Below are 25,833 nucleotides of genomic sequence, written 5' to 3' on the forward strand. Positions count from 1 at the left end.
GAGACGCCATCGACGGAGGAGAGGGCGCTCCGAACACGCGGTGATCTCGACGCCACGGTTTCGGCGATGTCAGTCCGGTCGTGGGGCCGGGTTGGCGGTGACCGAGCGGAGCAGGGGCCGTGACAACGCGCCCGCCCCCAGCACCCCGGCGAACCCCACGGCGACAGAGGTCAGCAGCGTGACCGCCCCGCTCACGCTCATCGCCGCGTACACGAACGGCAACGCGCAGAACATGCCGATCAGGATGGAACCGCCGCCCATCACCGCGAGGGGGACGAGAGTCTCGGTACGCCGCGCCCGATCCAGCACTTCGAGCGGGGTCCCGGCCAGGCGGAGCAGGGCGTACGCCTGCCGCCGGTCGAGCACCGACGAGGCAGCCGTGATCCCCGCGCTCGCGATCGCCACCAGGAAGGAGACCACGAGCACGACCAACGTCCCGGTGCGGACATCGTCGAGCAGACGGATACCCTGCCACTGGTCGTCCACCGGCGAGGTGGCGATGCGCCCCGGCGCCAGGCCGGCGAGTGCCGTACGGACGGTGTCGACCCGCACGGTGTATCCGTCACCCGAGGGCAGGCTGATCGTGAGCGTCCTCTCCTTCGCCCGGCCGGACCCCGACCCGCCGGAGGTCGTGACGTGAGCGTCGATCCCGGCTCCGGAGAGCCGTTCCCTCGCCTGCTCCGCGAGGGCGGCCGCCTGGGCGTCGGGGACCACAAGGCGCAGACCGGCCGTGGAGGGGGGAGCGCCCAGCAGGTCGGACGACGGGCTCAGCAGCCCGATGAACCCGGCGATGAAGCCGGTCAGTGCCACTCCGCTGACGGTCCGCCAGGCCGACTTCGGGTCGTCGACCAGGCGGCGGCCGGCCAGCAGCCTCGCGGGCCGCCGCGCCGTACGGGTGGTGATTCGGCCGATGACGCCCACCACCCAGGGCCCGACGAGGTTGACGCCGAGGAAGGCCAACCCGAGCACGCCCGCGACGACCGTTATCGACGTGTTCCGGAACGACAGCGGGACGGCGATCAGGATCACGAACAGCGCGACCACCCGGACGAACCGCATCGCGGGCGGCGTCTCCCGTTTCGCCACCCCGAGCGGGCTGACCACCACCCGCCGCAGCCCGACCACCGCCGACAGGCCGACCAGCAGGGGTACGGCCAGCAGTACGCCGAGCACGGGGAGGATTCCGGGCCACAGGTCGGCGGCGAACCACGACCCGCCGGCCATCTCGATCCGGCTCAGCAGCGGAATGGCCGCACCGTACAGCACCAGGCCGAGCACGGCCCCGCCGAACGCCGTGATCACCGCCTCGGCGACCGTCATCATGACGACCTGCCACGGCGTCGCCCCCACCAGCCGCAGCGCGGCCAGCCGCTGGTCCCGCCGCGCCACGGTCAGCCGGGCCGCCGCGCCCCCGAACACGAGCAGCGGCACGACCATCAGCACGCTCGCGATGAGCGCCATGATCTGGTAGACGACGGTCTCGTCGCCGGCCCTCCCCGCGAAATCACTGATCTTCGTCGGCGGCGCGGACGTCAGCGGGTGGTCCGTCCGGGAGGCCGCCATCGCGGGGTCGGCGGCCGTGCGTCCCACAACGGCGACGAGCTCGTCCGGGTACAGCAGCCCGTCGTCCCCGATCGTGCCCGCCACCTTGCCGGGGAAGCGCGCGGCGAGCTGCCCGGCCGGCAGTTCCCTCATCAGCTCCGCGAGCCCCGGCGACACCCACACCTCACCCGGCCTGGGCATCCGGCTCATCCCCGGCGGCCTCACCCCGGGAGCGTCCCGCAGCGGCGCGACGTCCACGACCGTGATACTCAGGTCCCGGACGTAGTCCTTGGCCGTGGCCTCGATCGCGACGGGCGTCCCCTTGGCCTCCACCGGGTTGCGCCACGCCTCCCGGTCGGCGCGCGCCGCGAAGGCGACGTTGGCGGCCAGCGCGAACACCAGCAGCGCCGACGAGATCGCCACGGCCGCGGCCGTCAGCCCCGTCCCCAGCATCGACTGGCGCCCGCCGCCGCGGAGCAGCCGCCAGCTCAGCTCCAGCAGGTTCCTCACGCGCTCCCCCCGGACAGCGCCTGGGGGTGGTCCTGCCTCTGGCCAGGGGTGAGGATCATGCCGTCGCGGACCTCGACGACCCGGTCGCACCACCGGGCCACCTCCGGGTCGTGGGTGACGACGACCAGGGACGCGCCGTTGTGCTTGGTGGCCTCGACCAGGATGCGCATGATCTCATGGCCGGTGGCCTGGTCGAGGGCGCCGGTGGGCTCGTCCGCGAAGATCACGGCGGGGCGGGTGACGAGCGCGCGGGCGATCGCGACCCGCTGCGCCTGCCCTCCGGACAGCTCGCCCGGCCGCCGCCCCTCCATCCCGCCCAGTCCGAGCGGCCCGAACCACCCCCGCGCCTCCGATACGGCCCGCCCTCGCGTCATCCCGCCGAGCATCAGCGGCAGCGCGACGTTCTCGTCCGCCGGCAGTTCGGGCAGGAGCTGCCCGAACTGGAACACGAATCCGAACCGGGTACGGCGCAGCGTGCTGCGAGCCCGCTCCCCCATCGTGTCGATCCGTTCTCCCAGCAGACGCACCTCTCCGGAATCCGGCTTCATGATGCCCGCGAGACAGTGGAGCAGGGTGGACTTCCCCGACCCGCTCGGCCCCATGATCGCCAAAGCCTCCGCGCGGCCGATCCCGACATCCACCCCCGCCAGGGCGACGGCCGGTCCGAACCGTTTGACCAGGCGGTGGCCGGAAAGCACGAATTCACTCATGCCTCCGACCCTGGCCTGCCCGCCCTCTCTCCCGGATCGGCCGACCGGCTGATCGTCCATGTCCCGCATCGGCCGAAAGTCCACCCTGGTAAAGACGCCCCCCGGGTGCGGTGGCGGCCGGAGACATCACCGGCTGAAAGGCCACGTCGCCGGTTGGGACCGGGATCAGCGGAGCGTCACTTCGCCCGCGGCGGTGGCGACGCCTATCCGGTTCCAGGCGTTGATCGCGGCGATCGTCCACAGCAGATGGACCAGTTCGGTGTCGTCGAAGTGCTCGGCGGCCGCGTCGAGGACCTCGTCGGGAACGCCCTTCTCCGCGATCAGGGTCACGGACTCGGTCAGTGCCAGGGCCGCGCTTTCGGCTTCGGTGAACAGTGGGCTCTCACGCCAGGCCGACAGAGCGTCCAGACGGCGCGGGTCCTCTCCCGCGTCCAGGGCGGCCCGGGTGTGCAGGCCATGGCAGAACGCGCAGCCGTTGAGCTGTGATGCGCGCACCCGCACGAGCTCGACGAGGGCCGGCTCCAGTCCCTCGCACGCGGCCGCGTCGAAGACCGTCATGACGGAGTGGACATACGGTGCCGTGGCGTGCACGTTGACGCGCGGCTTCATCGGGCCTCCATCGGGCGGCGGCCCTGCACCGAGTAGATCACGCACGAGCTGGCCCGGAAGCCGGGGTCGGCCAGCAGGACGCGCACGTCGGCGAGTTGCCGGTCGGTCATCCCCTCCTGGACGAACTGATCACGCAGGTGCCGGGTGTGGTGGGCGACAAGGTGCACCCCCGGGGAATCCGAGTGCCACAGCTCCAGCCTGGGCAGCGGATCGATGTCGACCAGGCCGGCACGGCACATCGCGGCGGCGGCGTGGCGCCCCCACGCCACATCGGCGCCCGCGCGGGTCATCAGGCGAATCTTGGCCTCCATGAACGTCTCGTAGAGCCGCCGCGCGGCGGGGTCGGGCATCAGCAGCGCGGGACCGTAGGTGATGTCGAACTCGTCGAGTTGGAGCACGCCGCCGGGTTTGAGCGCGCGTACCAGGCGGTCCAGCACGGCGAGGCGTTCGGGCAGGTGCAGCAGGACCAGCCTGGCGTGCACGAGGTCGAACTCGGCTTCGGGCAGCGGGTCGCGTACGATGTCGTGGCGCAGGATCTCAAGGCCGGGGACGGCGGGAATGCGCTCGGGCTTGATGTCGGTGGCCACCACGCTCCCGGTGGGACTCACCCGCCGAGCCAGCCACACCGCCACACTGCCGCCGCCCGCCCCCACCTCCAGACACCGCCACCCCGGAGCGACCCCGGCCTGGGCGAGGCGGTTCGTGGTCATCGGGTCGTAGGCGCGGGCCAGGCAGCGGTGCTGGTCGAGGGCGTGCTCACCGTGATTGTCGAAGACGTAGCGCGACGCGCTCGTCCCGGCGGCGGTGACGGTTGGGTGCATGGATCACTCCTCGGTCGGGATGAGAGAGCCGGGGACGGCGGACTCGGCCGCGATGCGGGCGAGGGTGGCGGCACAGACCTTGCCGGTCGGGCCGAGCGGCAGTTCGGGCAGCACCACGAACCGTTCGGGCAGTTTGCGCGGCTCCAGGCCACGCTCGTCGCGCAGGTAGGCGGTCAGTACGGCCGGGGACGGCGACGGAACGCCGTTCTTCGGGGCCACACACGCGCACAGGCGCTCACCCAGGTCCGGGTCGGGGACCGGCACACAGCACACGTCCGCGACATCGGGGTGGGTGCCGAGCTCGCGCTCCACTTCGAGCGGAGAGATGTTGAGCCCGCCCCTGACCACCACGCGCCGGATCCGGCCGACGACCCACAGCGTGCCGTCGGCTTCCAGCCGGCCCAGGTCGCCGGTGCGTACCCACCCGCCCGCGGCCCGGTAACGGTCGTCCAGTTCGGGTGCCGCCACGTGGCACAGCGGGCTCATCGGTCCCAGCGCCCAGATCTCCCCGATCTCCCCGGCGGGCACCGGTCGCCCTTCGCGGTCCCGGACGGTCACCTCGGTCACGTCGGGGTCGGGGCGACCGGCCAGCCCGGGACGCCACCGGCCGGGGTCGCCTCCGGTATGGCAGTTGACACCGTCGGTGGACCCGTAGACGTTGACGACGGGCCGGTCGAACCGCCGTACGCAGGCGTCCCACGTCTCCTGATGCAGCGGCGCCCCGCTGGCGATCACGGCCCGCAGGGACGACAGGTCCGCGTCGGCGTGACCGTCGAGATCGGCCATGCGGCGCAGCATCGTGGGTACGCCGAGCACGTGGCTGGGGCAGTGCCGCTCGATCGCGCGCAGCGCGGCGGCGGGGTCGTAGCGGGACAGCAGCACGAGGGTGCCGCCGTGCCTGGCCAGGGTCACCGAGGTCCCGCAGGACCCGAACGAGGACGCCAGGGAGACCAGCAGCAGATTGCGCATCGGCTCCGGGCCGAACCGCAGCGCCGCCAGGTAGTTGCCCCGCCCGCCCGCCATCGCGTTGTGCGAGTAGGCGACCATCTTGGGCTCGGCCTCCGAGCCCGAGGAGACCAGGATGCGTGCGGGCGCCTCCGGGTCGGGGCGGGTGGGACGCCAGCGCCGGACCTCGTTCGCTGCGGGACGGTCCAGGCCGCGCGCCCCTGTCACGGGCCGGCCGAACGTCCACAGTTCGCGAAGGTGCGGCATCTCGCACCGCCGGTCGCGGGTCGCCTCGACCGTGGCCGGGACGGTGATGAGGGCTCCGGCCCGGGACCTGGCGAGCAGGGCGACGACGTCGCGAAGCCCCCGGGCGTCGGGAATGGGCAATGCCACGGCGCCGATCGCCGCGACCGCGAGCTCGGCCACCACCGCGTCGCGTCCGTTGGGCAGCAGGACGCCGATGATGTCAGCCGATCCCCAGCCTGCCCCGGACAGGGCGGCGGCGGCGCGGCGGACCCGGATATCCAGCGCGGCGTAATCGAGGGTGCCCGCCTCGTCGATGACCGCGGGGCGGCCGGGCGCCGTCCGGACATGCTCACCGAACAGGGTGTACAGATCCCGGCCGGGGCACAGTCCACGCGCGGTCCACTCCGCGCGCAGCCGTCCGGGAACACGATCGGTCAGGACGATGCCGTTGGCGGAGGTCCAGGACGGCGCATTGACGGGTCTCATCGGGCGTTCTCCAACTAAAGGGGCGCGGTTGCCGGGACGAACGTCCACGGCGCGCGGCTGTAGACGGCCTCGCCGCCGATGTCGAGCGCGGCCGAGAACGCGGGGTCGGCGGCCATCTCGGCCAGCTCGGTCACCACGGTGACGGCGCCGGTCCTGCCCGGCCACCGGGCTGGTGAGCAGGCGGGCGCGACACCACCGTCCCCCCTACCGTGCGGGACGGTGGTGTCGCGGATGAGGCGGGCCGCGTCGACCAGGGCCGTCTCGGCGCGCACCCCCGCGCCGGTGCGGGCGCGGGCCAGCAGCGCGGCGACGATCCCCTCCGCGCTGATGAGCCCGCCCAGCACATCGGTGAGAGTCAGCAGGGACGGCGCGGGCGGCTCGCCGGGGCCACCGACCAGGGCCGCCACTCCGCAGTACGCCTGCACCAGGTAGTCGGTGCCCAACGGCTGGGGGTCGGGCAGGAGGTCCGCCCACCCTCCCGCGTGCGCGTGAACCAGGCAGGGCCGCACGACGGCGAGGGCCTCATGGTCCAGGCCGAGCCGGGCCGCACGGCCCGGCGGCCAGTTGTGCAGGAACACGTCCGCGGCGGCGACGAGCCGTAGGGCGGCACGACGGCCAGGCGCGGACTTCAGATCGGCCTCGACCACCCGTTTTCCCCGGTTCAGTGCCTGGAACCTGGCCGAGCACTCTCCCGCCATGGGCGGCACTCCCCGCATGGGGTCACCTCCTGGCGGTTCGAGCCGGACGACCTCGGCGCCGAGCAGGCCGAGCAGGTGTCCCGCGAGCGGGCCCTGCACCCTGCTGGTGGCCTCCACGACCCGCAGCCCGGCCAGCGGGGCGTGGTCATGCGGACCGAGTGGCGGAAGGGCGGACGCCGGGGCGGTGACGGCCCGCCCGCGCAGCCGCCACGGCGACGCCGGGGCGGGGGGAAGAAGACCGGGGGCGTCGGCGGCCCGCACCGGCAGCACGCTGACGCCGCTGCGCTCGGCCACGGCTCGCACGGCCCGGTAGTCCAGCGCGGCCGCCGCCGTCCCGAGCGCGGCGGGCAGTGGGCACGTCGCGGTGGCGAAGCGCTGCTGGAACGGTGGCCAGCCCGCCGCGACCGCGGCGGGGCCGGCACCCAGTTCCGTCCAGAAGCGCCTCCAGTCCTCGGCGTCGAGCGTCTCGATCTCGAAACGCACGCCGTCCGCCGAGCGGAAGGGCGGGGCACCGTACCCCGCCGGGCCGGCCGGGCCGGGTGAGCCGAGGCCGGGCTCGGCGGTGGCCGCCGCGACGTACGGGGTGAGGGCCAGCAGCGCCGCCTGGGCGGCCGAGGTGGCCGCCGCCAGGGCCGGCCCGCCGCGCAGCAGGGCCAGCACACCCGCGCTGACCGCCTGGACCGCGAGCACCCCGGCGCACACGGAGACGTAGTCCACGCGCAGCGGTCGTGGCCCGCCGGCGGCCCGCCCGTGGACCTGCATGATCCCGCAGGCGGCCTGCACATCGCGTTCGCCGGCCATGGGCACGGCCACGGGCCCTGACCAGCCGATCCGGCACTCGGGCAGCGCATCGCCCATCGCCGCGAACGGCAGGCGGGTGACGCCCAGCCACCCCGCGGGTGCCCCATCCGGCGGCGTCTCGTTCCCCGTCTCGACGGCGCAGCCCAGCGCGCGCAGCCGCCGTACGGCGACCCGCAGCGCGGGTGAGTCGCCGAGCGCGCGCACGGCCGCCCCCGCCAGCGGCCGGCCCGCCGCCACCCCGGACCGGATTACGTCCACCGGCCCGTCCCGTGGGTCTCCCGCATCTCGCCGAGCCGGTCGCGCAGAGCCATCCGGCGGACCTTGCCGGTGCCGGTGCGCGGTATCTCATTCCAGGTCAGCACCACGGGGTCGGCCAGCCGCGGCAGATCGGCGGTGGCGCGCCGCCACGATCCGAGATCGAGTGCGCCGTTCTCGGTGACCACGACGGGCAGGGAGGGGCGCTCGGGAACGCTCAGGATGACGCACTCCAGCACCTCGGGGATACGGTCGTCGATGACGTCCTCCAACTCGACGCAGCTTCCCTCGGGGATGGCGTCCACCTCCCGATCCACGAAACGCATGCCGCCGGTGCGGGTGAGGGCGCCGACGTCGCCGGTGTTCCACCACTCGCCCGCCCGCTTGTCCTGCCAGCGGCTCTGTTCGCCGACGTATCCGAGGCACAGTGCCTTGGTCCGGCAGTACACCAGGCCGGTGGTGCCTCGCGGCACCGGTCGCAGCGTCTCGGGATCCACGACGCGCAGCCGGGTGCGGGTGGGGATCGGATGACCGAGGTCGCGGGTGGTGGGGTGCCGGTCGTGCGCGGTGGCCATGGCGCGCCGGGTGAGGAACCGGAAGGTCAGCGGACCGGTCTCGCTCTGCCCCCAGCCCTGCAACCACACCGGGCGACGGTGCCGCGTGGTGTGCAGGAAGGCGCGCACGGTGGGCGGGTGCATGGCGTCGAAGGTGCTGATGTAGAGGCGGACGCGCTCGAACGGACCGCCCTGCTCCTCGGCGTGGCGCTGCCAGCGCACATAGGTCGCGGGCAGTGCTTCGAGGGTGGTGGGCCGATGCCGGTGCAGGAACGGGCCGGCCTCGGCCCAGTCGGGGGCGCAGACCGCCAGGAGTTTGGCGGGGGCCAGCCACAGCACGCTCGCGGCCTGGGCCAGCGCGCGGCCGTGCGCGAAGGAGATCGCACTGGCCACGGTGTCGCCGGAACGGCTGCCGAGCACCGGCCAGCGGTGCGCCTCGAACCCGGCCAGGCGGCGCATGATCGTACGGGTGGAGTGGACGACGAGTTTGGGCACGCCGGTGGTGCCGGAGGTGTGCATGATGGCCAGCGGGTCGTCGGCGGGCGGGCGGTACGCGGGTGGTGCGGCATGGCCGCGTACATCGTCGATGGACAGGGTGCCCTCGGCCGCGCCGTCGACGAGCAGGGTCCTGGTGGCGAAACAGGTCAGGTCGGTGCCGGCCTCGCGGCTCGACGCCAGCAGCGCGGAATCGGTGACCAGGAGGGTCGGCTCCAGTCGCTTCAGCAGCGTCTCCAGCACGTCGGGGGTCAGGTTCGCGGAGAGCGACGCGGGCACCGCGCCGATGCGCGCCGCCGCGCAGTTCAGCAGCACGTAGTCCCAGTGGTTGCGCTTGGCGATGGCGACCCGGTCTCCGCGCCGCACCCCGGCGGCTGCGAGCCACCCGGCGACATCGCGGACGAGCCCGGCCAGGCCGGGAATGTTCAGCGCGGAACCCAGCGCGGGCGCGATGTCCAGCGGCCGGCTCAGGTGCACGGCCGTGGCGTGGCCTCGGTCGGCCAGATCGTCGAACAGGGTGCCCAACTCGATGGGCTTGGTGAGGAGTGCCATCTGCTCGCCTTCCGGTTCGGGGATGGGGACGGGAGGCCGCGGCGCGGCCACGGCGGACGACCCCGGTCAGCCGGCGGGCGACAGGTGGGCGAGCACCCGCGCGGCGGCCCGCGCGGCGGAGGCCACCGCACCCTCGCTGCACGGGCGCAGCGCCGTCCAGTCGCCCGCGTACTCCACCGCCGAGGCCGGACGGGCCTCGAACGCGGCGCGCAGTTCGAGGGCACGCGGTGTCGCCTCGGGCAGGCCGTACCGGAACCGATGCACGTGGGCGGAGGTGACGCACGCGGCCATCCCTGGCACGAAGTGTTCGGCCCGGGCGGTGAGGCGGTCCTTCACCTCCTCGTCGGGGGCGTCGATCAGTTCGGCGGTACCCCGGGGTGAGGCGACGAGCGACACCAGGCCACGCCCCGCGGGCACCCGCCCGGGATGCTTGTGATGATCCACGGTGATCACGTTGACCAGGGGGTCCTCGGCGGCGGGGACGAGGGTGGCGAAGCCGCGCCGTACGCCCGTGGGGGCCATCGGCCGGTCCAGGACCAGGGTGAGACGGAGCATGGGCGCGTAGCCGCACGCATCCCGGTAGGCGCGTTCGACCGGCGGGGCGTCCGTATGCAGGCGTGCCGCGACGGGGGCGGGCACGGCCAGTACCGCCGAGCGCGCGGTGACGGTGCCGCCGGGCGACTCCAGCCGGACCTCGCCGGAGTCCGCGACCACCCGGGTCACGGTGTGCCCGGTGACCACGTCGAGCCGCGCGGCCAGCGCGCGAGCGAGGGTGTCCATGCCGTCGCGGTAGGTGTGCCAGCCGTTCGTGCTGCCCGAAGCCGCCAGATGCGCGGCGAACGGGGCCGCCGCGGCGCGCTCGGAATCCCACCCGAAGAATCCGGCGACCAGCGGTTGGACGAGGTAGTCGTGAAGGTCGGGATGGTAGCGCCTGACGAGGTCGGCGACGGTGGCGGAGCCCAGTGGGCCGCGCTCCGGGCGGTCAGGGTCGAGGCCGCCGAGCCGGGCCAGGCGCGTCTGGAGGCGGAGCAGGTCCACCCGCGCGCGTGGCGGCAGCCCCGCCCCGGTGAGCAGTCCCAGCGGGCGGCCGGCGTGTGGCCTGGATCGGCCGCCACGCCACACGGCGAGCGCGTCGCGCACCCGGGGCACGGCCTCGGGGTCGGCGTCGAGACCGAGGGCGGCGATGAGCCTCCAGGTGGCCGGGTAGCCCGCGGCCGAGGGGAGCATCTCGGCCCCGGTGTCGATCAGACAGCCGTGGACGCGCAGGGTGCGCATCCGCCCGCCGACCGCGTCGGCGGCCTCGAAGACTCTTACCGAGCACCCCGCCTCGGCGAGCGCGTAGGCGGCGGCCAGCCCGGCGGGACCCGCGCCGACCACCGCGACGTCCAGTGCGGAGGTCATCTGGTGGTGCCGGCGAGCAGGGGGGCGGCCAGGTTCGCGATGACCAGCAGGATCACCGTGGCCCGGTGGGCGCGAATGGCGATCCGCCGGGCGCGCAGGATGTCACCTCGCACGGAGCCGATCACCAGGTGGGTCGCGCGCATGGCGAGAACCGGCAGCAAGACGATCGGTAACCACCAGGGTGCGGCGCCGAGGAGGGGGCCGACGACGATGAGCAGGCCCGCGGCGGCGGTCATCACGGTGATGAACGCCGTGTTGACCCCGGCGGGCACCAGGGCCGCGACGGTGACGCGCCCGGCGCGGCGGTCGCCGTCGATGTCGTGGGTGTTGGAGTAGAGCCCAAACAGCATCGGCCCGAATCCGAACAGCAGGGCCTGCACGAGAACCAGTTCGGTCACCTCGCCGGTGAGCAGGCCGTACGGCACCAGCACCCAGCCGACGCCCAGACCGATCAGGAAGATCTCCTGAAATCCTCGATAGCTGATCTTCAGTCCCCAGGAGTACTGCACCGACGCCACGACGCACACCGCCGCCAGAATGACCGCCCACAGCGGGCGGTGTGGCGCGGCGGCCACCGCCAGCGCCCACAGCAGCACGCCGAGCGCGGTCGCCGCCCAGGCGAAACGGAGCGCCTGGGCCTCGGTGAGGGTGCCGGCGACCAGCGGTTTCCTGGCCAGGCGTCGCTTGGCGGCATCGGCGCCGTAGTTGGCCGCGTCGCTGCCGTCGCGGTAGCCGGTGATGTCGTCGAAGCCGACCATGGCGGCCACCACGGTGACCTCGGCGAGGCAGATCAGCACCAGCAGGCCGATGACGCCCGGCTCCCACCGGCCGGCGGGGGCGAGCAGCGTCCAGACCAGTGGCAGGCCGATGTAGTAGTCGTAGACGTCGAGCTTGGCCAGGCGCGCGTAGGCCCCGAGGGTGCCGCGTGCGGTCGTGGCCGGAGCGGACTCCGCTTCCCTGCCGGTGAACTGATCGGTCATCGTGCTCCCCGGGTTTCGTGGGCGAAGGCGCAGACGGTGTCGGCGATGTGTTCCAGCTGGATGTCACTGAGGTGCGGATACAACGGCAGGGCGAGGTTGCGCCGGGCGGCCGAGGCCGCGTTGGGCCAATGTGCGTCGCGGGGCGCGTGCGACACGAACGCGGGCTGGGCGGGAAGGGTGCGCGGGTAGTAGACGTGCGAGTCGACGCCATGTGCGGCCAGGTGGGTTCTGAGCGCTTCGCGGTGGGTGGCCAGCACCGCGTAGACGTAGTGGCAGCGACCGTCACCGCCGACGGGAGGTGCCGACACCCCGAGGGCGGCCAGGGAGGCGAACCGGGTGGAGTAGTAGTCGGCGATATCCGCCCGGCGTGCCAGCCGTCGGCCCAGACCGGCCAGCCGATGCGTCTGGAAGGCGGCCATCACCTCGTCGAAGCGGCTGTTGTGCCCGATGCGGTGGTGGACGAATCGGCGCGTGCCGTCCTGGCCGTGATTGCGCAGCATCCGCACGCGCGTGGCCAGATCGGCGTCGTCGGTGACCACCACACCGCCCTCACCCGGCATCCCGAACGTCTTGACCTGTACGAACGAGTAAACGCCCGCGTCACCCCAGCGACCCGCGGGACGTCCCAGCAGCGTGCCGCCCTGCGCGACCGCCGAGTCCTCCAGCAGGCGTAGGCCGTACCGGTCGGCCAGCTCACGGAAGCGGGGCATGTCCGCCATCGTCGAGAACATGTGCGCCGGCATCAGCGCCTTGGTACGCGGGGTGATGAGTGCCTCGGCGGCGGCGGGGTCCATGGTCAGCCGCACCGGGTCGACGTCGGCGAAGACCGGCCGGGCACCGATGTTGACGACGGTCGCGGCCAGTGGCGCGCAGCCGAAGGCGGGCACCACCACCTCGTCGCCGGGGCCGACCTCCATGGCGTTCAGCACCAGGGTGAGGGCGGCCGTGCCGCTGGAGCAGGCGACGACGTCGCCGGCCCCCAGCCGATCGCGCAGTTCCCGCTCGAACCGGGCCGTGTGCTCGCCCAGGATGAATCTTTGGGGGGCGGCGGTGCCGATGGTGTGCACCGTCTCCAGCAGCGCGTCGCGGTCCTCCTCGAACAGGTCGGGTGGGAAGAAGGGGATGGTCGTGGTGGTCGGGGCGGTCACCGTCGTTCTCCCGCGTAGAAGTTCTCGATCTCGTCGCACACCCGGTCCACCTGCCACTCGGCCAGGTCGGGATAGAGCGGTAGCGCGAGGGCTCTCGCGCAGGCCGCCTCGGCGCGTGGGAAGTCGCCGGGAGCGTGTCCCAGATGCGCGAAGCACGGCTGGAGATGCATCGGAACCGGGTAATAGGTTTCGGACTCGATCCCCTTGGCGGCCAGATGCGCGACGAGGGCGTCGCGATCCTCGGCCTCGATGAGATGGACGTAACAGACCCGGTTGCCGCCGGGGTGCGGCGGGACGGTGCCGGGAACCGCGTACACCCCCGGGACACCGCGCAGCCGGTCGTCGTAGCGCGCCGAGAGCTCGTCTCGGCGGACGATGTCGGCGTCGAGGCGAGCGAGTTTGGCGAGCAGGACGGCGGCCTGGATATCGTCCATCTTGCTGTTGAGGCCGGAGAGCACCGTGGGGTTGGCGATACCGGGAAAGTGGTCCAGGGTGTGTCCGCCGCGACCGTGGTGGCGTAGCGCCCGCGCGGTCTCGGCGACGGCGTCGTCGTCGGTGAGCAGTGCCCCGGCGTCGCCGATGGCGCCGAGGGTCTTGGTCGGGAAGAACGACAGCACCCCGCCGACGCCGAGCAGCCCGGCGTGCGTGCCGTCCAGACGCATGCCGATGGCTTCGGCGCTGTCCTCCAGGACGGTCAGCCCGTGTCTTCGCGCCACCTCGTGCACGCCCCGCATGTCCGCGAGGCGGTCGAACAGGTGTACCGGCATCACCATCCGGCTGCGGGGGGTCACCACGGCGTCCACGGAGCGCGGATCGATCCCGTACCCGTGCTCCTCGATGTCCGCGAAGACGGGCACGCCTCCGGCGAGCACCACCGAGCCGGCCGTGGCGATGAAGGTGTAGGCGGGGACGATGACCTCGTCTCCGGGGCGCAGCCCGGCCGCGCGCAGCAGCAACACCAGTGCGTCGGTGCCGGAGTTGACGCCGACGACGTGTCTCGCGCCGGTCCACCGGGCGAGCGCCCCCTCGAACTCCGCGACCTTGGCGCCGTGCGAGAACTTGCCCCGGTCCAGGATGTCGACGCAGTGAGCGCGGATCTCGGGCCACAGCTCATCGAACGACGCGGCCTGGGTGAAGAAGGGGATGGGCGCGGACTCGGTTCGCGCCGGGGATGTCGCGGGAGGAGGGAGGGGTCTCTCCATGGCTCTCTTCCTGTGCGGCATGGTCGGGGAGATCAGGTCCAGAGAGCACGGCGGCATGGCTCGGGAGGCCATGTGTCGGTTTCGCGCGTCCGGTCGCACCAGCCGTGGGCTGTCCGGGGCGCCTCCGGGCAGCCGCACGGCGGGCGCGCGGCGGACGCGTCTGGGTCAGCGGCCCAGCAGGGGGATGTCGTTCTTGCCGAGGTGGTAGTCGCGAACCGCGTCGATCAGCTCCGTCACGGAGAGCCGGCCGGTGCCGTCGGTGTCCAGCTCCCGGAACGCCTGGTCGGCCACGTCCGGCTCAAGGCCGATGGCCTCGAACCACTTGGTCATCTCCGTCTGGCTGACCTCGCCGTCGCCGTCGCTGTCCAGGACGTTGACGATGGCCTGGATGGTGGGACCGACCACGCTGGCGAATCCGGCGTCGCCCTTGCTGATGATCTCCTGGTTGGCGGCCTGGATGAACTGGCCCTTGTCCATCTGGGGGGTGCCCGCGGCCCTGGACAGGCGGTCGAACATGGCCAGGTAGACCTGCCTGAGCTCGGCGCCCTTCGGGGTGCCCTGAGCGCCCAGGCCGGTGATGATGTCGTCGGCCTCGGTTTCGAAGTCCGAGCGCTCGATCACACCGTCGCCGTCCGAATCCCAGAGACGGAAGCGCTCTTCCAGACGGCTGCTCTGCTTGGTACCTGCGGCCATTCCAGTCCTTTCCCGAGAATTTTGGGCAGCCCAATGGATGAGCGCCCGGGATGAGCAGAGTCGGCGACAGAATTCCATCTTTTGGAATTCGCCACTCTCCGCAACGGAGATATAGCCATGCGTGACGACTCGTAAACACAGGATCAAGAAAGTCCCACGGCTTTACAATGGCGAGGGAGCAAAAAAGGGGATAGCTGGACATAAATCTGTTGTCCGCTGATATCTGAATATCGAGGATCGGCCAATTCTCATAGCCCGATCACCGTGAAATCACGCACGCCGGCACCGGGCTCATCCATGCCCCCGGGCTCGCCCTGCCGGAACACCAGCGACATCTCAGGTGCCAGGTTCAGGTCCCGGCCGGTGACCATCGGATCGGCATGGATGAGCACGTTGTAGTGATTGGGGAAGTGGCAGCCGTCGAACCCGAGCAGCACGCCGATCCGGCGCCGGCCGATCCAGACCTCGTCACCACGGTCGAGCACACCCGCCGTGGCGATCTCGACGAAGCCGAGAAAACCGACACGGTCGATCCTGGCTCCGGCTGCGGTCTCGGTGTGGTCGGTGACGACCAACTCGTGTACCTCCCCGGCTCGCACGCACCGGCTTGCGTACGGTTCGAGTCGCATGCCCCGGTCCGTCCGACGGTGGACCAGCAGCTTCACCAGGGTCGCGGTGACCTCGCGCTTGGGACCGTCCTCGTCCGGGTTCACACCGTCTCCTTTCCGGTGGCCGCCAGCCGATAGACGTCCTCGACGAGACGTAGGGCGGGCAGCCCGCCGTCACCGTCCCCCGCACCGTTCCGGATCCGCCCTTCGAACGCGCGCAGCACCCCCACGTACTCGTGCCACAGGGAGTTCTTGAACCCCGGATGGCCCGTCAGCATGTCGGCGTAGAGCGTTCGGCCGTCGGCCAGCAGGACCTCGATGTCCTTGCGCTCGCCCGGATAGGACCAGTCGAGCAGCACCCGCACCGACGCCGCCCCGGCGCGCAGCCCGATGTCGGCCCGCCGATCGGTGTCCGCCGCGTCACGGGTGATCCGCGCGGACACCACCTCGGCCGGCCCCAGCAGCGACTCGACCAGATCGAACGCGTTGGGGCCGTTGTCGGCGACACATCCACCGCCGCACCGCCGCGCGTCCAGGTACCAGGTGTCCGCACCCGCGTGCTCCTCGATGCGTTCCAGGTAGCGCACCGTCAGCTTCTCGACCCGTGCCCCGGCGAGCCCGGCTCGCAACCGCCCGACCGCGTGGTTGTACCTGCGGTGGAAGGCGGTGAACAACGGGGCGTCCCTGCGCGCGGCCAGCCGCGTCAGTGAGGCGCCCTGCTCCGTGTCCAACGCGAGCGGCTTCTCCACGCACACGGCCACTCCGCGCTCCAGCGCGTCCGCGCACACCCGCGCGTGCGCGTCGTTCGGCACGGTGACCACCACCGCGTCCGGACGTACCTCGTCCAGCAGCCGCAGATGGTCGGTGTAGACGGGCACCGAGCCGGTCCGCGCGGCCAGCACCGCCGGATCGCGGTCGCACACCGCGCTCAGCCGCAGCGTCGCCGAGCCGCGCAGCGCCGCGAGGTAGAAGCGGGAGATCACACCGAGACCGACGACCCCGATCCGCAGCGGGACCGTCATCGCTCCGCCAGGACGTCCGGTACGGCAAGACCGGCATGTGCTGCGACCTCCGCCAGCTCGGCGTATACCGTCGCGTCCAGCGGGACTCCCGTACTCAGGTGTTCCTCGGCACGCCGGTGTTCGTGCCATCCGGGGTAGCGCACCGGCTTCGCCCGGTCGACGGGCGGGCAGGCCAGCAACGCGCCGAACAGGGCGTTCGCGTCGGCCTCGGCCCCCTCGCGCAACGCACCCGGCGCGACGGCCGCCACGAAGAAGCCGATGTCGTCGTCGCGCCCGCCCGGTCCGCCGTCGCCCGCGAGCGCGTCGGGATGCGCGCCCAGCCCCGCGCCGGGCACCAGCGCGGCCAGCACCTCCACCGCGATGCCCAGCCCGAACCCCTTGTACTGCCCGGCCTCGCCCCCCAGCCACATCAGGTGTGCCCGCCCGGCGTCGAAGGCGGCGGGGTCGGTGACGGAGGCGCCCCCGTCGTCGCGGAGCAATCCTTCGGGGACGGGTCGCCCGGCGCGGGCGGCCTGGCGGATGCGGCCGGTGGGGGCCGCGGTGGTGCTCATGTCGAGTACGAACGGGGGGTGGTCGCCCGCCGGAGCGGCCACGCTGAGCGGGTTGGTACCCAGCATCGTCACCGCACCGCCGGGTGGCCTGGCGATGCGCTGGCCGCCACAGTTGCTGGCGACCAGTCCGATCATGCCGCGGCTGACCGCACGCAGCGCGTGGTGCCCGGCGCAGCCCAGATGGGTGGCCCCACGCACGGCCGCCACACCGATCCCGTACTCGGCGGCGCGTTCGGCCGCCACGTCCATCGCGACCCCGGCGACCCACAGGCCAAGCGCCCGGTCGGCGTCGATGAGCACGGCCGCGCCGCGGTCGGCGACCGTACGGGGCTCGGCATGGGGGTTGACCCGCCCCTCGTCGAACAACGGCAGATAGAGCCGGGTCAGGTTGACCAGGCCGTGCGAGTTCAGGCCGGTGAGGTCGCCGTAGCAGAGCGCCCGCGCGGCCTCGTGCGCCCGCTCGGGTGCCAGACCCCGGGCGGCGAACACCGCCGAGGTGAGACCGAGCAGGTCGGCGTGGCGCACCCGTACGGTCCCCGGCACCGACGGCGCGGGCTCGGGGTGCGGTCGCGCGGCTGACAGGGTTTGGTTCACGGTCGTCCGTTCGTGTCGTCGGTGAAGGCCAGCAGCAGTCGGGCCACCGCGGCGGCGAACTCCGCGAGCTCGTCGACTCGCGCGAACTCGCCGTCGGCGTGGGCGTTGTTGGCGGCGAGGTCGCCGGGTCCCAGCACCACGGTGCAGGCCCCGGCGACCTCCGACATCCAGATGGCGTCGCAGGTGAAGGCGGGCTCGTCGGACGGCCACGGCACGATCCCGGCCGCGTCACGCAGGAGCGCGTGCATCCGGAGGTCACGATCGTCCAGGACGGGCAGGCCGCGCTTGAGCCACTCCAGCCGGGTGATGACGTGCGCCTCGGCGGCGGTTCTGGCGAACAGCGTCGTGCCGGCGAAGGCCGTGACGAACGCGTCGAGACCGTCGTCCAGGGCGGTTCGCAGGTCCCGCTCCAGCCGCCGCCCGGCGGCGGCCGAGGCGTAGGCGAGGTTGAGCAGTAGCGACCCGCCGCCGTAGACCTTGTTGTGCAGGGTGCCCGTGTGCAGGCCCGCCACGCACACCGCGCCCTCGGCGGTGTGCCGGTCGAGCGCCCGGCCCAGGTGCTGGGCGAGAAAGCCCAGCAGGACGCTGGCGTTGTGCCCGTGGGCGGGGTGGTCGTCGATGGCGTCCATCCCGTCGACGACCACCCGTGCGGTCATCGCCGCCGTGCCGCGCGGCAGGAACCGCAGCCGGGTGGGCTCGCAGAAGACGTTCAGTCGCCCGGTGTAGCCGCGCTCCACCAACGGCCTGGTGCCGAAGACGCCCATGGCACCGCCCTCCTCCCCCGCCACGGCCTGGATCAGAATCCCGATGTCACGGCCGATGGCAGGGCGCAGCGCCCGCGCGGCGCGCACCCCGGCGAGCAGTGCCACCGCGGGCCCCTTGGCGTCGATCGCGCCGCGACCGTAGAAGCACTCGCCGTCGAAACGGACGGGTTGCCGTCCGGAGACGGTGTCCAGGTGCACGTTGAACATCACGGTGCGGGCGACCGGCAGGGCGGGCCCCAGCAGCAGCACCAGGCTGGGCTGGTGTTCGAGGAAACCGGGGATGTCCAGCGCCGCGCGCACGGGTGCCGGGACATCGGGGCGGTCAAGCTCGGCCCGCTCGGCGGGCGCATGGTGTACGCCGCGAAAGCCGATCGCGGCGGCGGCGCGGAGATAGTCGGCCTGCGCCTCGCGCAGCCTGGGCACGGGCGCCTCCGGGCCGGTCTCCAGCGGACCGGCGGTGGGCAGCCGCAGCAGTCGCAGCAGCAGGTCGCGGTCGGCCGGGGTGAGCGGGATCGGGGGCACGGCGCGGGCGGGCGGAACGGTCATCGGAGCTCTCCGGCCGATGCGGCGACCTGGGCCACAAGCCGTTCCAGCGCACGCCCGTACGCCACGAATGCGGCGTGGTCGCCACGACCGGGGTCACCGGGCGCCGCGTCGGTGCTCGCCGCGGCGAGGTGCGGGCGCAGGTGCAGGTGCGGCTCGATGGAGAGCGCCCCGGTGTAGCCATGGGCGAACAGCAGGCGAAGGCATTTCGCGACCTGGGCCTCACCGGTGCCCGGCGGGACGAAACCGACTCTGCCCTCCGGGCCGGTCACCGCGTCCTTGACGTGCACGTGCACCACGTGCTGGACGACGGCGGCCAGCATCGGCGCCGACGGGTATCCATACGCGACGCCGTTGCCGACGTCGAACAGCAGCCGCAGCGCCGGACTGCCGACGCCGGTCACCAGGTCCAGCATTCGTTCGGCGCGATCGCCCGCCCAGCCCGTGCAGTTCTCGTGCGCCAGCAGCAGCCCGGCGTCCTCGGCGCGCCGCGCCAGCTCACGCAGCCGCCGATGGGCGCGACGGCCCCACTCGGCCTCGGGCAGACCACCCGAGGGGTAGGACATGACGCGCACCAGGCGGGTTCCCAGAACGGCGCAGCGTCGGGCAAGGACGTCCAGTTCGGCCAGGTCGAGGGCGAAGTCGCCGGTCACGGGCCGGGACCAGTCACCGATCTTGGAGGCGACGCAGACCACGGTGACGCCGGCCGCCCGGATGCGCTCCGCCGAGTGGGCGAAGGTGGCCTCGTCCAGCCTCGCGACGGGAAGGCCGCCGATCGTGCGCAACTCCAGGTGCTTCCAGCCCAACTCGTCCAGAGCGGCGAGTTGGCCGGGCAGGTCGGGAGCCGCCTCGTCTCCGATCCCGGCCGGCACGACTCCGCCCGGCGGGGCGGGCGTGTGCTCAGCGGACGCCGTGGACACGCCGGACCTCCTTGTGCCGGCCGGTGTCCGGCTCGTGCGCGGCGCACAGATCCTTGGCCTCGTTGAGTAGCCGGACGGCGTCGATCTGCACCGGCAGCGTCCCCGGCGCGGAGGGAAACCGGGCGTAGCGCGTGTAGGTGCTGCGGACGAAGGCGGACAGGGCGTCGTCGGCGAACGCCGAGCAGGTCTGATCTCGGCCCTCGATCACCACCCGGAGCTGGGCGGTGTGGTCCGCGTCGCTGCACGGATAGTGACCGACGAGCGTCGCCCCCTCGAAGTCCAGGGTGATACGGCGCTCGCGCACGGGCGAGGTCAGGTCCGAGTCGATCTCGGTGCGCACGCCGGAACGGTGGTCCAACCGGAGCCTGGCGCGGCCCAGGCGTGGCAGCCGAAGCTGGTCGGTCACCATGTCCGTCCAGGAGGCATCGGCGATCCGGGCACCGCCGGCCAGGGTGAGCACCACGGCGAGCGCGTGCGGCATCTCGACGTCGAAGGCGGTGGGGTGGCCGGGGACCGTCGCGCTGCGGGTGAACCGGGGCTTGTTCTGCACCACACGGATGCCGCGCAGCCTGCCGAACTCCTCCGAGTCCACCGCCGCACGCAGGCGGTGGGTCAGGGAGCTGTGCAGCCAGTGGGTGGCGACGGTGATGTCCAGGCCCCAGCGTCGCCTCGTGCGTGCGATGGCCGCCAGGCCCATCAGGTCCAAGGCCAGCGGCTTCTCGATGATGATCTTTCGGTAGCCGAGCTCGGCCAGCCGCTCCAGCATGCCCGAACGAATATGCGGCGGGGTGCACAGGTGGACCACGGTGCGGTGCGGTGGAGTGCGCCCGGCAGCTTCCTCCAGGGTGCCGACCGCGACCACGCCGGCGACATCGGGGGGAGGCCGGAACGGGTCGTGGACGATGACCCGCCCGGGGGCGAGCAGGTCCGGGATCGCGGCGCGCACCCTGAACAGTGCCGGCAGATGCAGTCCTTCTCCGGCCCTGCCCATTCCAAGGATGAAGGTATGCAACATGATGCATCAGCGCCTTTCCGAGTTGCCTGTCACATGACTCCGAAACATGTTTTCCCGGGTACATGTCAGGCGTTCGGCGGAATCTTCATTCGCATGGTTCGACGCCACCGTGAGCACCCGCAAACCGTGCTGCTCCACTCACCGCGTCGGGCTGGATGCCATCGAGCGTCAGATATCGAATATCGGGTGTCGGGTGCCAGGTGGAGAAACGTGCGTGATGGGGACATGAATAAAGAGCCGGCCGGCACCCCTGAACCCGAAAACCTGGAATTTCGCGCGATCGGGCCGCCGGCCTGTGCGGGCGGGAATTTTCCGGGTGACCTCCGCCCACCGATCACCGGTGGTCATGATTTTGACGGTCGGGTCGGCAGCGAGCCGGACGTGCCTACCGGGCTAACCCGGACCACGTCACACCGTTCACCTGTCGCGATCAGGCTGTGGAGAAGCTGGACTGTCCGCCGGGCGGGGCGTGCCAGCCGTGATTCGGCTCGACCGGAACACCGGGGCCAAGGCAGAGCGGACCCGCGTGGATGAAGACCTTGGAATCGGTCAGGTTGATCAGCAGATGCGCGGTCGGCGGGAGCCGTCTGCATCCACCGGCTGGCAGGTCCCGGTACCTGCCGAGCTCCTCCAACTCGGTGGTGAAGACGACGACCTCGCCCTCGGCGGCCGCACCCGGCCCCGCCCAGGCGAGAACGGCCGTGGCCGACACCACGATCACCCCCAGAACAGCACCGAACAGCTTCATTCGCCCCTCCTGGATGGTCTTGAAGCATGCCCCGAAAGATCTCGGCGCCCCGGCGTCGTCCATACGGAACCACCGACATCGGCCATCATCAGGTAATGGAAAGTGATGTGTCAATCACTCTGGGTAATGAAAATTCGAAGCCGGTCAACCCGGCGGACGTGCCGGCTCCGCGCGCCGGTCGAGCCGTACGGTGACCGTCTGCGAGCCGCCGCCCCGGTCCGCCAGTCGTCCGAAGGCGAGGGTGAGGCTCGCGCCGGTCGTGGCGCTCCTCAGGAGCGGGTGTTCGCCGAGCACCTCGGCCACCGGCCGGTCCCAGGTCACGATCAGCTCGTCCAGGTCGCGCCGGGGATCCGACACGGTCAACGTGGCCGTACCGTCGCCGCGCTCCCTGACCAGGACCGCGCACGGGGCGGAGGCGGCCAGGCCGCCGACGGCTCCGTCGTTCCAGAAGTTGACCGCGGTGATTCCGAGAGACGGGACCCGGACGCCCTGCTGCCGGGCGGTGTTGGCGAGCACCCGTGCCCAGCCGGGGTCGGCGGCACGGGCCCGGGTCTCCGCCCGGCTCGCCCCCGGCAGGAGAAGGTAGACGTAACCGGCCGAGTCCGGGTCGACCCCGTGGTCCAGCCAGAGCGTCACGTAGCTCCGGGTCACCTGGCCTGCCGTGCGTTCCTCGCGCAGCGTGCGCAGCCGGGTGGGACAGGGCAGGACGTAGCCGCCGTGCCCGGCCAGATGTGCCCAGCCCTCCCGGTCGTCCACGGTGAGGGGCGCGCCGGTCCTGCGGTTGTCCACGACGGTCTCGACCGCCGCGCCGTCCTCGCTCGTGATCCCGGCCCCCAGGCAGAGCACCGCGTCGTCGAGGAAGAACCACGACTTGAAAGCCTCCATCGTGCTCTCGAAGCCGTTCAGGTGCTGGCCGACCGTCGCGTAGGTGCCGTCGGTGGCGCCGCCCACCCAGCGGGCGGGCGGGCAGGTGTCGCCCCAGGCGTTACCGGCGCCGTCGGCCAGCCGCCTGGTGGAGACGGTCGTGCCCGGCAGGCGGTAGGGGTCGACGGTGGGCCAGAAGGAGTCCGAGTACTGGTCGCCGTGCCCCTCGCCCCACCAGTAGAGCATCCCCGAGCCGGTGTGCCAGCCGCGCCGGTTCTCGCCGTTGCCGTGCTCGTAGTGGCCGATCCGGTACGAGGCCATGCTGAGCCCCGCGCACCACGCCGGCCTGCGGTGGACGGCGCGGGCGCTCATCGCCGTCAGCCGGTGCCCGAGCGGTTCCTCGGCCGCCGGGATCGCGTCGTCGTCCAGGACCGCGGCGAGGCGGGCGTGGAACCCCAGGTCGCTCCTCTCCGCCGCGTCGAGCATGGGTCTGGAGGTGTCGCGCAGCGCCCACCCCTTGACCATGCCCTGCCAGCGGACCCGCTCGGCGGCGGAGGCCGCCTCCCCCAGCAGCAGGATCGCCGCGGCGATGTCGCGTCCCCTGCGGTGGTCGCCGTACGGTTCCCTGCCGATCCCCCGGCCGCTGACCAGGTCCATGCAGAAGCCGTCGTGGACGAACGGCGCGAACGACCTCTCGACGCCGTCGAAGACGACCTGCCTGTTCGGATCGGTGATCTCCCATGGCGAGCCGCGCAGCACCGCGAACAGGGTGGCGAGCCCGGACAGCAGCACCACCCCGTACCCGCCCTGGTAGGGGACGGAGGTGTGCTGGATGAACGAGCCGTCCCGATAGAACCCGTCGCCCTCGAAGACGTGGCGGAAGACCGGGGAGAGCGCGGAGGCGGCCGACGTGGCCTTCCCGGAGTCGGAGCCGAGGATGGCGCGGAGCAGCATCACCGTGCACAGGTCCACCCGATTGGCCCCGGTGCTGGTGCCCTCGTAGTCGTTCAGACGGCACTCGGGGAGAAAATGGTCCACCGCCTCCTGGAGCGCCCCGCTTCGTGGGTCTGTCAGGTGCGGACCGATCAGCACGGCCGCGTCGAGGAGCTTTCTGGGAACGCCGATCTGCCAGTTCCACCAGTTGCCCGCCGGGTCGGCGCCCGCGGCGTACACCCGCCGCCGGTAGTGGTCGACGCCTTCCGCGACGGCGGCGGCCAGGTTCGCGTCGCCGGTCAGCCCGGTGCTCGGCAGCGCGTACGCGCGGGCCATGGTCCGCAACCGCACCGGAGTGTCGGTGAAGGAGGGGAACGCCAGCCCTGGCCAGAGCGAGGTGCCTGCCGGTGCCATGGTGTCCCGGTACAGGGCGGCAGTCGTCCCCAGCCTCGCCAGCCGGGTGCGGTACGGCTCGGCGGTCGGATCGAATCCCGACCCCGTCGTCACCTCACGCCAGCGGCGGCGCAGCAGGGCGAAGGAGTCGTCCTCCGCGGGCGCGGTACGCGCCGGAACCAGCGCTCCAGCCGCGGCGGCACCGCCGAGCTGGAGAAATAATCGCCTGGAATATCCGCTCACATATAGATTGTGAGGCGACGGTCACCGCCGCCCCGAATGCTACGCCGTACCGCCTCACGCGCTCGGGCACTCCGGGCTTCCGCCGGAGGCCGCCCTACCCGGGCATGAGGGCGCCTCGCTCGCGACCTGTCCCGAGCGAGGCGTCCTGCCCTGGCCGACGGGCTGTCAGCAGCCCTTGGTGATCTTCTTCAGGTGGTAGCGGGTGACCCAGAACTTCTTCTTGCCGCTCGTCTTGCCGTTGGTGATCAGGCACTTCGTGGTGGTCTGGCCGCCGCCGGCCCTGAAGTGGAGCTTCGCCTTCACCTTGTGCGAGCAGTGGTTGTTGAAGTAGACAGTCGTGGAGTCGTTACTACCCGTACCCCAGGAATAGTTGGCCTTCTTTCCCGCGGGCTTGGAGCAGGGGATGCTCGCCCTCTTGACGTCCAGGGTTCCGGCCGTGTCCGCGGACTTCGCCGCCACCTTGGCGGCGGGCGCCGCGGCCTGGGCCGTGGCGGACATGGCGGGCGTGACCATCATCGCGAGCGCGACACCGGTCGCGGCCACCACAGAGGTCGGTTTCCGGTGGTTCATGTTCTCTCCTTCTCGTCGGAACGCGGTTCTCCGGGGTGCGGTCAGTGGGACGGAGATGTCTTCCGATGTGGGCGCGTTTCCATCCACGGATGACGCCCGTGGATGGAAACGCGGCCCGAGTCCTCGCGGCCCCCGTAGGCCCCGCTTCCTGCGTGGATCGCGAACACTGCGGGAATCCACGGAAGCGGTGAGGCGAGGAGTGGCCCCGACTATGCCGGTGTGCCGCGACCGGCGGCAAGGAGGATCCACCGGATATGCGGCCAAACATTGTCCAGACCCCTCTGGACAATTGACGGCGCAGGTCACAGCCGTGTGCTCTGCGGATCAGATCCGGACCGAACGGCGGCGGACGGCCGGCAAGGGTGACTTCCGGTAATCTCCTCAGGTTTTGGGCGTACTGCCAAAGAGGCCGCGCCTGGGGCATGAGGATGTCCGCACGGCGGTGTCGAGCAGGGGGTGGATATGGCGGAGTCACCGAATCCACGGGACGGGGAGCCGGGGACACGGCGGGGGCGGAAACCGGTCCGGCCCGATCCTGAGTCCGGTCCTGTCGCGCTGCTCGCGCACCGGCTCTGGAAACTCAAGGAGGAGGCGGGCGACCCCTCCTTCGCCGAGATGTCGTCCCGTCTGGGCGCGGCCGCCTCGAAGTCGTCGCTGGCCGCCGCCGCCCGGGGACAGGTGCTGCCGAGCTGGGAGACGACCTGGGAGTTCGTTCGGGTCCTGGCGGTCGACCGGCTGGGACAGGACCCGGCCGAGGTCGAGCGCGAGTGGCGGGAGCACTGGGAGCGGGCCAGGAGCGCCGGCCGGGAGCCCGTCCCGGCCGGAGCCGGGGCCGAGCCCGGATCCCGGGATGTTCGACGGTCGCGCGTCAGGAAGCCGGTCGTCCTCACCGTGCTGTCCGCCGTGGTCGCCGGTGGCGCGGGCGCCCTCATCGCCTTCGTCGCGTCGTCCGACGGCGGGGAGGAGAAGCCCGTTCCGCAGGCCCCCCTGACACACGCCGCCTCACCGCGCGACGACTCCGCCTTCGAGGGGGACGTCACGCATCCGGACGGGACCGTGGTGCGGGGCGGGACGCACTTCACGAAGGTGTGGAGGCTCCGCAACTCGGGGACCATCCCGTGGCACAGGCGCTACCTCGACCGGATGAACGAGACCCCGTGCCATGCTCCCGAACGGGTCGCGATCGAGACGACCGCCCCCGGCGAGACCGTCGACATAGCGGTGCGCGTCCGCGCCGCCGACAGCCCGGGCAGGTGCAAGATCTACTGGAAGATGACCAACGAGGACGGGGCTCCACTGTTCGCCGGGAAAAATCCGATATTTCTGGATGTCACGGTGAAGTGATCGTCCACCTCGGAGAGCTTCACGGGTCGGACCCGGTGCCGGAGAACCGAGGTCCTTTCCCCCAGTGCAGGAT

22 protein-coding genes are annotated in these 25,833 nt (G+C 72.1%); 1 reads left to right on the forward strand and 21 read right to left on the reverse strand.

All coding sequences use genetic code 11. The features are described from left to right. Positions 1 to 69: 69 nt before the first annotated feature. The 21 genes from ABT130_RS04805 to ABT130_RS04905 form a co-directional block, all read right to left on the reverse strand. Complete coding sequence (locus tag ABT130_RS04805; protein WP_350952898.1) at positions 70 to 2,052, reverse strand: FtsX-like permease family protein; 1,983 nt, start codon at positions 2,050 to 2,052, stop codon at positions 70 to 72. Next, positions 2,049 to 2,762 carry an ABC transporter ATP-binding protein gene (locus tag ABT130_RS04810; protein ID WP_350952900.1) on the reverse strand — a complete coding sequence of 238 codons (714 nt, stop codon included), beginning with the start codon at positions 2,760 to 2,762 and terminating at the stop codon, positions 2,049 to 2,051. Before ABT130_RS04810 ends, ABT130_RS04805 begins: the two co-directional genes overlap by 4 nt. A 165-nt stretch (positions 2,763 to 2,927) precedes the next feature. Continuing rightward, complete coding sequence (locus tag ABT130_RS04815) at positions 2,928 to 3,371, reverse strand: carboxymuconolactone decarboxylase family protein (protein WP_350952902.1); 444 nt, start codon at positions 3,369 to 3,371, stop codon at positions 2,928 to 2,930. Then, the gene (locus ABT130_RS04820) at positions 3,368 to 4,192 is read right to left on the reverse strand and encodes a class I SAM-dependent methyltransferase (RefSeq protein ID WP_350952904.1); all 825 of its coding nucleotides are present in this window, start codon (positions 4,190 to 4,192) and stop codon (positions 3,368 to 3,370) included. Before ABT130_RS04820 ends, ABT130_RS04815 begins: the two co-directional genes overlap by 4 nt. A gap of 3 nt (positions 4,193 to 4,195) precedes the next feature. Beyond that, positions 4,196 to 5,869 (reverse strand): class I adenylate-forming enzyme family protein, encoded by a 1,674-nt coding sequence (locus ABT130_RS04825; protein WP_350952905.1) that lies wholly within the window; start codon positions 5,867 to 5,869, stop codon positions 4,196 to 4,198. Between the two features lie 14 nt (positions 5,870 to 5,883). Next, positions 5,884 to 7,626, reverse strand: coding sequence for a CoA transferase (locus ABT130_RS04830; protein ID WP_350952907.1), 1,743 nt, complete (start codon positions 7,624 to 7,626; stop codon positions 5,884 to 5,886). Beyond that, complete coding sequence (locus ABT130_RS04835) at positions 7,617 to 9,224, reverse strand: class I adenylate-forming enzyme family protein (RefSeq protein ID WP_350913462.1); 1,608 nt, start codon at positions 9,222 to 9,224, stop codon at positions 7,617 to 7,619. The genes ABT130_RS04830 and ABT130_RS04835 overlap by 10 nt, the downstream gene beginning before the upstream one ends. Positions 9,225 to 9,290: 66 nt before the next feature. Next, the gene (locus ABT130_RS04840) at positions 9,291 to 10,625 is read right to left on the reverse strand and encodes a protoporphyrinogen/coproporphyrinogen oxidase (protein ID WP_350952909.1); all 1,335 of its coding nucleotides are present in this window, start codon (positions 10,623 to 10,625) and stop codon (positions 9,291 to 9,293) included. Continuing rightward, positions 10,622 to 11,605 (reverse strand): UbiA family prenyltransferase, encoded by a 984-nt coding sequence (locus ABT130_RS04845; protein ID WP_350952911.1) that lies wholly within the window; start codon positions 11,603 to 11,605, stop codon positions 10,622 to 10,624. Before ABT130_RS04845 ends, ABT130_RS04840 begins: the two co-directional genes overlap by 4 nt. Beyond that, positions 11,602 to 12,753: a DegT/DnrJ/EryC1/StrS family aminotransferase gene (locus tag ABT130_RS04850; protein WP_350952912.1), complete on the reverse strand. Its 1,152-nt coding sequence runs from the start codon at positions 12,751 to 12,753 to the stop codon at positions 11,602 to 11,604. The genes ABT130_RS04845 and ABT130_RS04850 overlap by 4 nt, the downstream gene beginning before the upstream one ends. Beyond that, entirely contained in the window at positions 12,750 to 13,955 is a 1,206-nt protein-coding gene (locus ABT130_RS04855; protein WP_350952914.1) for a DegT/DnrJ/EryC1/StrS family aminotransferase, read from the reverse strand. The genes ABT130_RS04850 and ABT130_RS04855 overlap by 4 nt, the downstream gene beginning before the upstream one ends. A 165-nt stretch (positions 13,956 to 14,120) precedes the next feature. Next, on the reverse strand, positions 14,121 to 14,648 hold the full coding sequence (locus ABT130_RS04860; RefSeq protein WP_350952916.1) for an EF-hand domain-containing protein: 528 nt from the start codon (positions 14,646 to 14,648) through the stop codon (positions 14,121 to 14,123). A 248-nt stretch (positions 14,649 to 14,896) separates the two neighbouring features. Further along, positions 14,897 to 15,361 carry a DUF6917 domain-containing protein gene (locus ABT130_RS04865; protein ID WP_350952918.1) on the reverse strand — a complete coding sequence of 155 codons (465 nt, stop codon included), beginning with the start codon at positions 15,359 to 15,361 and terminating at the stop codon, positions 14,897 to 14,899. Beyond that, entirely contained in the window at positions 15,358 to 16,278 is a 921-nt protein-coding gene (locus ABT130_RS04870) for a Gfo/Idh/MocA family protein (RefSeq protein WP_350952920.1), read from the reverse strand. The genes ABT130_RS04865 and ABT130_RS04870 overlap by 4 nt, the downstream gene beginning before the upstream one ends. Then, complete coding sequence (locus ABT130_RS04875; RefSeq protein WP_350952923.1) at positions 16,275 to 17,423, reverse strand: Ldh family oxidoreductase; 1,149 nt, start codon at positions 17,421 to 17,423, stop codon at positions 16,275 to 16,277. Before ABT130_RS04875 ends, ABT130_RS04870 begins: the two co-directional genes overlap by 4 nt. Beyond that, on the reverse strand, positions 17,420 to 18,733 hold the full coding sequence (locus ABT130_RS04880) for a M20/M25/M40 family metallo-hydrolase (protein ID WP_350952925.1): 1,314 nt from the start codon (positions 18,731 to 18,733) through the stop codon (positions 17,420 to 17,422). Before ABT130_RS04880 ends, ABT130_RS04875 begins: the two co-directional genes overlap by 4 nt. After that, positions 18,730 to 19,650, reverse strand: a complete 921-nt coding sequence (locus tag ABT130_RS04885; protein WP_350952927.1) for a sugar phosphate isomerase/epimerase family protein — start codon at positions 19,648 to 19,650, stop codon at positions 18,730 to 18,732. Before ABT130_RS04885 ends, ABT130_RS04880 begins: the two co-directional genes overlap by 4 nt. Next, positions 19,631 to 20,665, reverse strand: coding sequence for a Gfo/Idh/MocA family oxidoreductase (locus ABT130_RS04890; RefSeq protein ID WP_350952929.1), 1,035 nt, complete (start codon positions 20,663 to 20,665; stop codon positions 19,631 to 19,633). The genes ABT130_RS04885 and ABT130_RS04890 overlap by 20 nt, the downstream gene beginning before the upstream one ends. 430 nt (positions 20,666 to 21,095) lie before the next feature. Next, positions 21,096 to 21,413 (reverse strand): hypothetical protein, encoded by a 318-nt coding sequence (locus ABT130_RS04895; RefSeq protein ID WP_350952931.1) that lies wholly within the window; start codon positions 21,411 to 21,413, stop codon positions 21,096 to 21,098. Between the two features lie 144 nt (positions 21,414 to 21,557). After that, positions 21,558 to 23,846, reverse strand: a complete 2,289-nt coding sequence (locus tag ABT130_RS04900; RefSeq protein ID WP_350952933.1) for a polysaccharide lyase 8 family protein — start codon at positions 23,844 to 23,846, stop codon at positions 21,558 to 21,560. A gap of 165 nt (positions 23,847 to 24,011) precedes the next feature. Next, a complete protein-coding gene (locus ABT130_RS04905) occupies positions 24,012 to 24,416 on the reverse strand; it encodes a hypothetical protein (RefSeq protein ID WP_350952935.1) in 405 nt (134 codons plus the stop codon). Positions 24,417 to 24,878: 462 nt separating this feature from the next. On the opposite strand from ABT130_RS04905, the gene ABT130_RS04910 reads away from it, so the two are divergent. Beyond that, positions 24,879 to 25,760, forward strand: coding sequence for an NBR1-Ig-like domain-containing protein (locus ABT130_RS04910; protein WP_350952937.1), 882 nt, complete (start codon positions 24,879 to 24,881; stop codon positions 25,758 to 25,760). Positions 25,761 to 25,833 lie beyond the last annotated feature (73 nt).

Source organism: Streptosporangium sp. NPDC001681 (assembly GCF_040298085.1).
Classification (GTDB): domain Bacteria; phylum Actinomycetota; class Actinomycetes; order Streptosporangiales; family Streptosporangiaceae; genus Streptosporangium.